Consider the following 12,274-nt stretch of genomic DNA (forward strand, 5'->3'; position numbering starts at 1 on the left):
ATCCGCTACTTCTATGAAGGAGGGCGCACCGATATGGATTTTGCGTTACAACATAAAATTCAACATTTCATTCGAAGGCTGACGCCCATCCAGTCGCTCGTCATCATCTACTTCGTTGCGGTCATCATCGGAATCATCATGCTCGGTCTGCCGTGGTCGACCAAGGGAGACTATAACTGGGATTTCACGGACCTCGTCTTCATGGCGGTCAGTTGTGTCAGTGTCACTGGTTTGACGACGGTCTCGGTCTCAGAAACCTTCACGACGTTCGGCTACTTCATGATCATGATTCTAGTGCAAGTCAGCGGGATCGGCTTGATGTCGCTTCATATCGCGATGTGGGTCATTCTCGGAAAACGAATCGGCTTTCGAGAACGTCAACTCGTCGTTCGAGATCAGAACCAGACGACGATGCAAGGGGTCGTCAAATACATTCGCGAAGTCATCTTGATCATCGTCTCGATTGAATTGATCGGGGCATTGATTCTCGGGCTGTACTATACGAAATACTTTCCGACACTCGGTGAAGCGATGCTCCAAGGACTGTTCGGATCGGTCAGTGCGACGACGAACGCTGGTTTTGACATCACGGGCGAATCGTTACTACCGTTTCGCGGTGATTTGTTCGTCGTCTTCATGCAAATCTTGTTACTGACACTTGGTGCAATTGGGTTTCCAGTACTCGTCGAAGTCCGGCGCTACATCTCGTACCGGGCGACACGTCAAGCGACACGTCAACCGTATCATTTTTCACTCTTTACGAAATTGACAGCGTCAACGTTCTTCATTCTCGTCCTATTCGGAACGGTAGCATTGCTGCTATTTGAATGGAACCAATCCTTCAAAGGTCTACCGATCGATGAGAAGCTTGTCGACGCCTTGTTCCAATCCGTCACGACCCGAAACGGGGGATTGACGACGGTCGACATCACGTCCTTCTCGCAGGCATCGATTTTCGTCTTGTCGCTCTTGATGTTCATCGGAGCGTCACCGTCTTCCGTTGGTGGGGGGATTCGAACGACGACGTTCGCTGTCGCCGTTTTGAGTGTCATCGCCTTCATCCGAGGCGAATACGGGATTAAAATCTTTGGTCGTGAGATCGGTCAGTCGGACATCTGGAAAGCATTCGTCGTCATTGTCGTCTCAACGGGTGTGACGATGGTCGGATTAATCGTCTTGTTACTTGTCGAAGACGCACCGTTCCTCGTGCTGTTTTTTGAAGCTTGTTCAGCGTTCGGAACGACCGGTCTATCGCTCGGCATCACGGATCAATTATCGGATATCGGAAAATGGACGTTGTCTGTGCTGATGTTCATTGGTCGAATCGGTGTCATCTCGTTCGTTCTTCTGTTGAAAGCGAACCAACCGAAACGTAACTACAATTATCCGAAGGAATCCGTCATTATCGGATAAGGAGGCTCTTTTATGAAACGTGCCTTTTGGATCAACTTTGCCTATATCTTTGCTGTGCCTGTCTTACCGTTTTTGGCGCTCGTCAATGGTCGAGCACTCTGTTCACCGGATTCACCGTTACTGGACGTCCCGGTACTCGGCTTCTTTTTAGCAGAACCGTGGGCGTTCGTGCCGGTATATGCCGTTTTTGCGTTGTTACTGGCGTCACTCTTGACGAAACGACGGACACGCGTCTAACCATCTCGCCCTGCGCGAGATGGTTTTTTGTTTTATACTGAATGTGGAATGAGAAAGAGAGGATGGGACGAACCGTGTTATTACCTTTTAATGAATGGCGACATGTCTTTAAACTAGATCCAGCAAAAACAATCGATGATGCTAGCCTACAGGCGATTGCGACGTCCGGAACGGATGCGATCCTCGTCGGTGGAACGGATGACATCACACTCGATGCGACGCTTGATCTCTTGATGCGCTTGCGACGGTATCCCGTTGCAGTGGCACTTGAGATTTCAGAACTCGAAGCCGCGACGATGGGATTCGATACATATTTGACACCGACGGTCCTGAATGCCGGGACGTTAGAGTACGTCGTTGAAAAACAAGTCGAGGCGTTAGAACAAGTCGGTCATATGCTGGCGCACGCTGATCTTGTCGGGGAAGGGTATATCGTCCTGAATCCTGATGCGAAGGTCGCGCACGTGACACAAGCAAAACCGTTAACGTTAGATGAGACCGTCGCTTATGCGCAGTTAGCGGATAGTGTCTTCCGTCTACCGGTCGTGTATCTCGAATACAGCGGCGTTTACGGGGAAGCGGAACGAGTCGCAGCCGTTCGCGACGTCTTGAAGCAGGCACGCCTGTTTTACGGTGGTGGCATCGACTCTGAGGAGCAAGCGCGTGAGATGCTGCAGTATGCGGATACGATCGTCGTTGGAAACGTCATTTATGAGGATTTAAAAGCAGCGCTTGCGACAGTCGCGGCGACACGATAAAATATAGGAACAAAAGTTCGGAATATAAGAAATGAGGCTATTGATATGTTTAATTTGAGTGAACAGCTCGTCAGTGGACTAAACCCTGAGCAAGCGAGAGCAGTCAAACATACGGACGGTCCACTGCTAATCATGGCAGGAGCCGGTTCCGGGAAGACACGCGTCCTGACACATCGGGTCGCTTATTTGATGGCGGCTAAACAAGTCGCACCGTGGAACATCCTCGCGATTACCTTCACGAACAAGGCAGCGCGGGAAATGCGGGACCGGATTGGTCGGTTGGTCGGTGGCGTCGCGAACGATATTTGGGTCTCGACCTTCCACTCGATGTGTGTCCGGATGTTACGTCGTGACATCGATCAGCTTGGGTACGATCGTAACTTCACGATTCTTGATTCAAGTGATCAGCAATCGGCGATCAAGCTCGTCTTGAAGGAACAAAACTTGGATCCGAAAAAATGGGATCCACGTTCGATGCTGACGATCATCTCGTCACAGAAAAATGAATTACGCAGTGCTGAATTTTACGCTTCGATCGTGACGAGCCCGTATGAGAAGACCGTTGCTGAAATCTATAAAGGATACGAAGCGGTCTTACGCCGAAACAACGCGCTCGACTTTGATGATTTGATCGGAAAAACGACGGAATTGTTCAAGAAGAGTCCGGATGTCCTTGCCTACTATCAGAAGAAGTTCCGCTACATCCATGTCGATGAGTATCAAGATACGAACAAAGCCCAGTATGATCTCGTTAACCTGTTAGCATCGGGACATCAGAATCTCTGTGTCGTTGGGGACTCGGATCAGTCGATCTATCGCTGGCGTGGTGCTGATATCGCGAACATCCTCTCGTTCGAAGAGGACTATCCGAATGCCGCTGTCATCTTACTCGAGCAAAACTATCGTTCTTCGAAACGGATCTTGGAAGCGGCCAACCATGTCATCCAAAACAACTCGACCCGTAAAGACAAGAAACTTTGGACAGATAATGACGAAGGCGAGAAGCTGATCGTCCATACGGCAGAGAATGAGCGGGAAGAAGCCTTTTATATCGTCCAGGAAATTCGGAACTCGCTTCGTTACGGGATGAAACTGAACGATATCGCGATTCTGTACCGGACGAACGCACAATCGCGTGCGATTGAGGAAACGCTTCTTAAGTCGAACGTTCCTTACAAAATGATCGGCGGTACGAAGTTCTACGATCGTAAAGAAATCAAGGACGTGCTCGCTTATCTTCGTTTAATCTCGAATCCGGACGAAGATCTGTCCTTCGCACGGATTGTCAACGAACCAAAACGTGGCATCGGCGCAACAACGATTGATAAGCTGCGTGATTTCGCTGACTTACAAGGCGTTTCGCTGATGGAAGCAATCCGCGATATCGAATTGTCGAGTATCGCACCAAAGACAGCAGCGAAATTGACAGATTTCCGGACGATGATTCTCGGACTCAGTCAAATGCAAGAATTCATCAGCCTTTCGGAACTGGTCGAAGAAGTGCTCGAGAAATCGGGTTATCGTCAAGTACTGAAGGAAGATAAGACGCTTGAAGCGCAAAGTCGTCTCGAGAACATCAATGAGTTTATTACCGTTGCGCAAAACTTCGAGAAGGAGACCGCGAAAGCCGATCCGGAAGACCGGACGATCATCGCCTTCTTGACCGATTTGACACTCGTTGCCGATGTCGATTCACTCGACGAGACGGATCCGGAAGAACAAGTCACGTTGATGACGCTCCACTCAGCAAAAGGACTCGAGTTCCCAGTCGTCTTCTTGATTGGGATGGAGGAAGGCTTGTTCCCACATAGCCGCTCGCTTCAGGATGAAGACGAGATGGAAGAAGAACGTCGCCTCGCGTATGTCGGGATCACACGTGCTGAGAAACGCCTTTACTTGTCACATGCGCGGATGCGCTCGCTTTATGGTCGGACGAATGCGAACCAAGAATCACGGTTCCTAGCGGAGCTGCCGGAAGTCGTCATCGAGCGGACTGGTAAAAAAGCGAAGCCACTTCCATGGGAAGACCGCCCTGTTCCGCAAGGCAAAGCCGTCATCGGTCGCTCGATCAGCAAACCGACAGCGATGAAGACGTCAGGTGCGGAAACGCTCGGTTGGTCGGTCGGAGATAAGGCAGAGCACGGGAAATGGGGACTCGGTACAGTCGTCCAGACTCGTGGTGAAGGGGATAATCTTGAAATCGATATCGCATTCCCAGCAGTCGGAATCAAACGATTGCTCGCGAAATTCGCACCGATTAAAAAGGTATGACGGGAGGTCCACAGATGGACGCAAGCCAGCGTATAGATGAGATTCGTCAAACATTGAACCGATACAGCTACGAATACTACGTACTGGATCAACCAACGGTACCGGATGCGACGTACGATCAATTGCTTCGTGAACTGACGGAGTTAGAAACAGAGCATCCAGAACTGATCACACCGGATTCGCCGACGCAACGGGTCGGCGCAGCACCGCTCGAAGCGTTCGAGAAGGTGACGCATGATCTACCGATGCTGTCGCTCGGAAACGTCTTTGATGAGACAGAAATCCGCGAATGGGTCGCTCGGATTGAGCGATCGCTCGGACGTTCGACGACGTACGTCGCCGAACTGAAATTCGATGGACTTGCCATCTCGCTAAAATACGAAGATGGTCGATTCGTCCGTGGGGCAACGCGTGGCGATGGAACAGTCGGTGAGAACATCACGCAGAATCTACGGACAATCAAAGCGTTACCGCTTCGTTTGCAGGCAGAAGAGACGGTCGAAGTCCGCGGTGAGGCTTACATGCCGAAACAATCGTTCGAACGCTTGAATGAAGATCGGGCTAGCCGAGAAGAGACATTGTTCGCAAATCCGCGTAACGCGGCAGCAGGTAGTCTGCGTCAGCTCGATTCCTCGATCACGGCGTCGCGCAATCTGTCGTTATTCGTGTATGGCGTCGGCGTCAATACGTTGACGGCCCGTTCACATAGCGAAGCAATGGCACAACTCGCTTCACTTGGGTTACCGACCAATCAACATATGCAGACGTGTGAGACGGTGGAAGAGATTCTTGCCTACATCGCACATTGGACGGAAGCACGCGCGAGCCTGCCATATGAGATCGACGGAATCGTCTTGAAAGTCGATCGGTATGATGATCAGGAAGAGCTCGGCTTCACAGCAAAAAGTCCTCGCTTCGCGACAGCCTATAAGTTCGCGGCGGAAGAAGTCATGACGACAGTCGAAGACGTTGATTTCAGTGTCGGTCGGACCGGGAAAGTCACACCGCGTGCCCGTTTTGCACCGGTTGTCGTTGCAGGATCGACAGTGACGTATGCGACACTGCACAACGCCGACTTCATCGCTGAAAAAGATATTCGCCTTCAGGACTCGGTCATCATTAAAAAAGCGGGCGATGTCATCCCGGCAGTCGTACAAGTTGTCACGGCAGAACGGACAGGGGAAGAGACACCAATCGTCTTCCCAACGCATTGTCCGGCTTGTCAGTCGGAACTTGTCCGTCTCGAAGGTGAAGTCGACATCCGCTGTGTCAGTCCGGAATGCCCAGCGCAATTGATGGAAGGCATCATTCACTTTGTTTCACGTCAGGCGATGAACATCGATGGTCTCGGTGAAAAAGTCGTCCGTCAATTGTATGACCATGAAGCGATCCGGACGATTGCCGATTTATATCGACTCGATCGTGAGGAGTTGTTGACGTTCGACCGGATGGGTGAGACGTCCGTTGATAAATTGCTTGCAGCGATCGAAGCCTCGAAACAGAACTCGGTCGAGCGTCTGTTGTTTGGTCTCGGAATCCGACTCGTTGGTCAAAAAGCGGCATATCTCTTAGCGGAACGTTTTGATTCGTTAGCGGGGATTGCAGCAGCGAGCTACGACGAAATCGTCGCGATTGACGGCATCGGTGGGAAAATCGCAGATTCAATCGTGAAGTACTTCGAACATCCGGAAGCACAGGCATTGATTCGTGATTTGGAACAACTTGGCGTCAATCAACGTTTCCTTGGTGAACGGGTTGATCAGACGAATGCACCACTCGGGGGCAAAACGATTGTCTTGACGGGAACGCTCGAGAGTTTAAAACGGTCAGAGGCCGGTAAACGACTCGAAGCACTTGGTGCCGATGTGACAGGAAGCGTCAGTAAAAAGACGGACGTACTTGTCGCAGGGGAAAAGGCGGGCTCTAAACTGACGAAAGCGGAATCGCTGGGCATCGAAATTTGGGATGAAGCGCGTCTGTTAGAAGAACTAGCTAAACACGAGGCGTGAAGAGAATGAATGAGAACGATCAAATAAAAAGGAAGGCGGAATTCCGCCTTCCTTTATTCATGTTCATCTTTCTCACGAAGCAATCGTCTCGCTCCGAATCAAAGTACCTTGTTTGATGAGACGATTCGTTGCCGTTTCCGGAGGATCACATGTGATTAATGTGATGGTTGGAGAAGCGACAGATTGGTCGAGGACGGACAATGTCGTCGGTGTGACAAGACGACTGGATGTGATGCGGTACGTATACCGATGCGTTTTTGTTGTGACGACGACGGTATCGCCTTTTTTGACGTCAGGTAGACGATTGAAGTGAAGCCCTTCCGTGAAACTGCGGTGTCCGGCGAGCGCATAATTGCCTTTCCCGGGTGATCCGGTTTCTGGAATATGACCGATACTTCGGTCGAGGACTGCTGTCGTCGAGCCTTCTAAGATGACTTGCTCGAAATCAATGCTTGGAATCGAGAGCAGTCCAACACCTGATTTCGCGAGCGGTTGTTTCGTCTCTTTTGCATCGACGGTCTTTAGACTTTTTGTCCATTGTTCTTTTAAATTGGCTGCCTCTTGTTCACGCTGATAGTCACTGATGAAGGGCCAAGCAATAAGGGCGATGCCTGCCAGTAAAAAAAGCAGACCTATGAATTTACGACGTGTCATGAGAAAAAGTCCTTTCGGATACGCTAAGGCGCATCATCTTTTTTGAAAATCAGGGGAAAACTTGTCCTTCCCCGATGGAAAACGATTCTGTTATGATAAAGAGAACGATTTAAAAACATGGGGTGCAAATAGAGATGAACTATAAAACAGCAGTAGCGTTGACGTTATCGAGCACGTTATTTTTAGGTGCTTGTTCGTTCGACCTTTCGCCAAGTAGCGATACAAAAGAAGTCATTACTGAAAGTGAACAAGGTAAGGAAGTCCAGGCCGTCGTCAGTCCAGCCATTGATACGACAGATTCGTACTACCGGACGGTCTTGCCATTTCGTCCAAGCGTCGCACGTGGAATGACACAAAAACGTGTCAGTTCACGTCTTGAGCTCGATGAAATCGAGACGGGTTTAATGCGTCACTCGACACAGTTTTTTGATCCGGAAAAATACTATTACCAAGAAGGTCAGTTACTCGAAGCCGACCAAATCGCAAAATGGTTGTTGAGAAAAGGAAAAGCAGGCGATGGCGTCAGCGATCCTGAAGGTCTGAACCCAGCCTATACGTCTGGTAAGTCGTATAAAGAAAAAAACCAAAAGTCACCTATGATTCTATCGCATATCTTAGAGCAAGACTACATGCTTGAAGAAGATAAGAAGCTTGAACTCGGTGGTACGTCGATTGCGCTTGTCTTAAATAGTGAGTATGTATTCCAAGATGAAAACTATGGACCTACTTATACCGTTAAACTTGATGAAAAGAAAGTCGTTGCTGAAGGCAAGCGGATGGCGAACGATTTAGTCAAGAAGATGCGTAAGACGCAAGGGATGAAGACGACACCGATTCACGTCGCCCTCTATCTCCAGGAAAAAGAAGGGTCACCGGTTTCTGGTCACTATCTCTCGTCTGCCTTCATCGGTCGCGGGAATCAAATCAGTGCGAACGACTGGAAAAACTACAATGAGCGCTATTACTACTATCCGTCAGCACGCGCGACGAATGACGTGCGTGATGATGCGGCGAAGTTCGATTTATTCAAAGACCGTTTAGAAGACTACTTCCCGAACTACACAGGTATGATGGGGGAAGGCTTCTATCAAGAAGACGAACTTAAAAAGCTTGAGATGAAAATTCCTGTTCAATTTTACGGAAAAGCAGAACTCGTCGCATTCGTTCAGTACGTGACGTACCTGCTTGAGAATCGTTGGGAGTATAATCGAAACATTCCAACGACGATCACTGTGACGAACTTGAATGGGGATACAGAAGCGATGCTGTTCCTCGATCCAGATACAAAGAAACCGATTGTCAAGATTCGCTGATTTCTCCATTCACTTTATGAAGCGACATTCCTCCAATGGACGGAATGTCGCTTTTTTTGTACAACGGACGCTGGAAGAGAGAAGCATATGAATAAGAAAGGAAGGGTATGGAAGAAGAATGGTATTTTGTTTCACTTTCCCATTTTTTAGATTTACGAAAGCCAGTAGGAGAGAGCATAATGAAAGAAGAACAGTTCTACACACAGGAACGACGCGGTAAGTGATGAATCGTTAGTTCTTTTTAAAAGAAGAGGATAAAGGAGAGATGTAGATGAAAGGCGGTATCTATTCACAAATCGGTGCAGTTCGAGAGGAACTACCATCGTCCTCACGAAAAGTCGCAGACTATGTATTGACGCATATGAACCAGATTGCGCGCATGACGATCCACCAACTTGCAGAGGAATCAGATACAAGTGCCGCTGCAGTCGTCCGCTTCTGCCGCGCGCTTGGACTAAAAGGATACCCGGAGTTGCGAATGCGCATTTCTGCCGATACAGCACGGACGGATTTAAAAGGGTATCACGATATCGAAAAAGATGAACGTCCAGTCGACTTGATTGAAAAAACGCTTAGTAACAGCATTCAAGCGTTACAGGATACTGCGAAACAGTTGAATGATGAACGGATTGCGGATGCGATTGATGTGATTGATCAAGCACGCGCGATTTATTTTTACGGGATTGGAGCATCACATGTCGTAGCTGAAGACGCTGCTCAAAAATGGACGCGTGTCGGGAAACTGGCGATTCAAGAAACGGACCAGCACTTACTTGCGACAATCTTAGCGAACGCACGCCCAGAAGATGTCTTTTTTGCGATTTCCTACAGCGGAGAAACGGAAGAAGTCGTCGAGTTGATCCGTTTGGCGAAAATCCAAGGACTAAAGGTCATCAGTCTGACACGTTTCGGGGACAACCGGATCAGCCAACTCGCGGATATCGCGCTTTGGACATCACGCGCACCGGAAGCGCCGCTTCGTAGTGCGGCACTCAGTTCGCGTCTCGCCCAACTATTTGCGATCGATGTCTTGTTCTTATCGTATGCTGCGGGACATTATGAAGACACACTCGAACGTCTCCAATACACACGAGAAAGCGTTAAGACATTGCATCAAAAGAAATAAGGGGGATACATATATGTCAGAACGAACTGCCGGACTAGACGCGTTGTATCCAGAAATGGTCGAGCGCCGTCGCTATTTACATCAACATCCAGAGTTGTCGTTTCACGAAGTAGAGACCCCGGGTTACATCGCGCAACATTTAAAAGCGCTTGGAATCGAAGTCAGGACCGGAGTCGGCGGACGTGGTGTCGTCGGGTATATTCGTGGAGGAAAACCGGGGAAGACCGTCGCGTTACGCGCCGACTTTGATGCCTTGCCGATTGCTGACGCCAAAGAGGTCGCGTATCGGTCGACAGTTCCGGGTGTGATGCATGCATGCGGCCACGATGGTCATACGGCGACGTTGCTGGCCGTCGCAGAGACGCTCATGCAACAGCGGGAATCGTTACCAGGGAATGTCGTCTTGATTCATCAACATGCGGAAGAAGTTGTTCCGGGTGGTGCACGCGATATGATTGCGGACGGTTGTCTCGAAGGAGTCGATGTCATCTTCGGAACGCATCTTTGGTCAACGATTGATCTAGGACGCATCGGTGTTCGGATTGGTCCGATCATGGCAGCGGCTGATAAGTTCGAGCTGACCTTATATGGAAAAGGCGGACACGGTGCGAAACCACATGAGACGATTGATGCTGTCTTACTCGGGGCAACGATCGTTAAGGAATTGCAATCGATCGTCAGTCGTCAACTCAATCCACTGGAGCCGGCAGTCGTGACTGTCGGAACATTACATGCGGGGAATACGTTTAATGTCATCGCGGATCAAGCGACGTTGACAGGAACGGTCCGGACGTTTGATGAAGCGACAGCGGACGATATCATCGAGCGGATGGAGCGAACGATCAAAGGAATCTGTGAAGCAGTCGGAGCAACGTATCACTTTACATACGAAAAAGGCTATCCGGCTGTCATCAACCATGCTGCACCCACCGCATTGATTGAATCTGTCGCACGAGAAGTTCTAGGAGACGAGCGTGTATTTGAGATTGAACCGACGATGGGTGGCGAGGATTTTGCTTATTATCTGCAACACGTACCTGGCGCGTTCTTCTTTACAGGAGCGGGAGATGCTTCGTATCCACCGCATCATCATCCGCAGTTTGATTTTAAGGAGCCAGCGATGCTCGATGCAGCACGTATTCTAGTTGAAGCAACGTGGCGGTATTTAGAACAAGCTATTGAAGCATAAAACAATCGCTCGTCGTGACTCCGAAAAGGAATCAGGGCGAGCGATTGTTGTCTTCTTAACCTAAAATTTCTTGAACACGACCGACTTGTCCGTCTTCTAAACGCACTTTGATCCCGTGCGGATGTTGCGGCGATTTCGTGAGAAGGTCTTTAACGATTCCTTCTGTTCGTTTACCAGTTCGTTGATCTTGCTTCAGCACGATGCTGACTTTTAGACCAGGCGTAATATTTTTACGTGTTTTACCATCCATCTGTAAATCCTCCAATCGTTCATTTCCTGTTTGGCTATCAGTATAACATGGTTCAGTCAGTGAAACTTGTTTGTCGCAAGGACGTAAAGTGAAAAGAGAACAGAATGTCAGAAAAAAGTTTGACTATATTTGACCAATTAGAAGACGACTTTTATAATTAAGGTAATGAAGTATAGGAAAAGGAAGTGAATTCGAATGGCAAAAGACTACTATCAAACACTCGGTGTCACGAAGGATGCATCGAATCAAGATATTAAGCGCGCGTACCGCAAATTGGCGAAGCAGTATCACCCAGACGTCAATAAAGAGGCGAGTGCGGACCAGCGTTTCAAGGATATCCAAGAAGCGTTCGATGTGCTTGGGGATGAGGAAAAACGAGCGAAGTACGATCGATATGGCAGTAACTTCGATCAGATGGCAGGTGCTGGAGCTGGTGGCGCTGGAGATTATGAAGATTTGTTCCGACAGTTCGGAGGTGGTGGACGGACACGACCTGGACAATCGTTCGGATTTGAAGATATGTTCGGTTCGTTCTTTAGTCAAGAAGAGGCGTCGACCGATGAAGAGCTTGAATTGACGGTACCGCTCGGACACCTCAGTACGAACGAAAAAGTCACGGTGCGTCTCGCGACCGGATCAATTCAATTGACGCTACCGAAAGACGTCTATGACGGTAAAAAAGTCCGCTTACGTGGAAAAAGTTCGATGCGTAACCGACAAGGTGTCGCGGGAGATGTTTACGTGACGATTCATCTGAAGGATGATGATCAGTTCCGACGCGTCGACCAGGACGTCATCTCCACCGTCCGTGTTCATCCGACGACGCTTGTGCTCGGAGGCGAAGTCGTCGCGGATACGCTTGAAGGGAAACGAATCAAACTGAAAGTCAAACCGGGCACGAAACCAGGAGCACGACTCCGGATTCCGAATCGTGGTCTCAGTCAAGCGAATGGCCATCGGGGAGCGTTACTTGTCCAACTTGAAGTCAAGTTACCTGAGATGGACCGTGCCTTTTATGAAGAGTGGGAACGTCAACTTGCAGTGAAGGAGTGAT

General features: G+C 49.3%; 11 protein-coding genes. 9 read left to right on the forward strand and 2 right to left on the reverse strand.

Translation table 11 applies throughout. The features are described from left to right. Positions 1-33 precede the first annotated feature (33 nt). The 5 genes from ESP131_RS04875 to ligA all read left to right on the forward strand — a co-directional run bounded on the left by ESP131_RS04875 (position 34) and on the right by ligA (position 6,688). Positions 34-1,413: a TrkH family potassium uptake protein gene (locus ESP131_RS04875; protein WP_029340750.1), complete on the forward strand. Its 1,380-nt coding sequence runs from the start codon at positions 34-36 to the stop codon at positions 1,411-1,413. Positions 1,414-1,425: 12 nt separating this feature from the next. Next, positions 1,426-1,650 (forward strand): hypothetical protein, encoded by a 225-nt coding sequence (locus ESP131_RS04880; protein ID WP_029340751.1) that lies wholly within the window; start codon positions 1,426-1,428, stop codon positions 1,648-1,650. Between the two features lie 74 nt (positions 1,651-1,724). Continuing rightward, positions 1,725-2,408 (forward strand): heptaprenylglyceryl phosphate synthase, encoded by a 684-nt coding sequence (locus ESP131_RS04885; RefSeq protein ID WP_083254830.1) that lies wholly within the window; start codon positions 1,725-1,727, stop codon positions 2,406-2,408. A gap of 45 nt (positions 2,409-2,453) precedes the next feature. Then, the gene (gene pcrA / locus ESP131_RS04890; RefSeq protein ID WP_029340753.1) at positions 2,454-4,679 is read left to right on the forward strand and encodes a DNA helicase PcrA; all 2,226 of its coding nucleotides are present in this window, start codon (positions 2,454-2,456) and stop codon (positions 4,677-4,679) included. A gap of 14 nt (positions 4,680-4,693) precedes the next feature. Beyond that, positions 4,694-6,688, forward strand: a complete 1,995-nt coding sequence (gene ligA / locus ESP131_RS04895) for an NAD-dependent DNA ligase LigA (protein ID WP_047394971.1) — start codon at positions 4,694-4,696, stop codon at positions 6,686-6,688. Positions 6,689-6,760: 72 nt separating this feature from the next. Here the strand turns inward: ligA and ESP131_RS04900 are convergent, their stop codons facing one another. Further along, positions 6,761-7,342: a class D sortase gene (locus ESP131_RS04900; protein ID WP_023467085.1), complete on the reverse strand. Its 582-nt coding sequence runs from the start codon at positions 7,340-7,342 to the stop codon at positions 6,761-6,763. Positions 7,343-7,476: 134 nt separating this feature from the next. On the opposite strand from ESP131_RS04900, the gene ESP131_RS04905 reads away from it, so the two are divergent. The 3 genes from ESP131_RS04905 to ESP131_RS04915 all read left to right on the forward strand — a co-directional run bounded on the left by ESP131_RS04905 (position 7,477) and on the right by ESP131_RS04915 (position 10,970). After that, positions 7,477-8,655 carry a CamS family sex pheromone protein gene (locus tag ESP131_RS04905; protein WP_047394974.1) on the forward strand — a complete coding sequence of 393 codons (1,179 nt, stop codon included), beginning with the start codon at positions 7,477-7,479 and terminating at the stop codon, positions 8,653-8,655. A gap of 271 nt (positions 8,656-8,926) precedes the next feature. Further along, positions 8,927-9,781: a MurR/RpiR family transcriptional regulator gene (locus ESP131_RS04910; protein WP_029340757.1), complete on the forward strand. Its 855-nt coding sequence runs from the start codon at positions 8,927-8,929 to the stop codon at positions 9,779-9,781. 13 nt (positions 9,782-9,794) lie between these two features. Next, positions 9,795-10,970 (forward strand): M20 metallopeptidase family protein, encoded by a 1,176-nt coding sequence (locus tag ESP131_RS04915; protein WP_069940287.1) that lies wholly within the window; start codon positions 9,795-9,797, stop codon positions 10,968-10,970. Between the two features lie 55 nt (positions 10,971-11,025). Here ESP131_RS04915 and ESP131_RS04920 read toward each other — a convergent pair whose 3' ends face one another. Continuing rightward, positions 11,026-11,220 carry a YwbE family protein gene (locus ESP131_RS04920; RefSeq protein ID WP_023467094.1) on the reverse strand — a complete coding sequence of 65 codons (195 nt, stop codon included), beginning with the start codon at positions 11,218-11,220 and terminating at the stop codon, positions 11,026-11,028. Between the two features lie 195 nt (positions 11,221-11,415). Between ESP131_RS04920 and ESP131_RS04925 the strand changes: the two genes are divergently transcribed. Continuing rightward, a complete protein-coding gene (locus ESP131_RS04925) occupies positions 11,416-12,273 on the forward strand; it encodes a DnaJ C-terminal domain-containing protein (RefSeq protein WP_029340760.1) in 858 nt (285 codons plus the stop codon). Position 12,274 lies beyond the last annotated feature (1 nt).

The organism is Exiguobacterium sp. U13-1 (genome assembly GCF_001750115.1).
GTDB lineage: Bacteria > Bacillota > Bacilli > Exiguobacteriales > Exiguobacteriaceae > Exiguobacterium_A > Exiguobacterium_A acetylicum.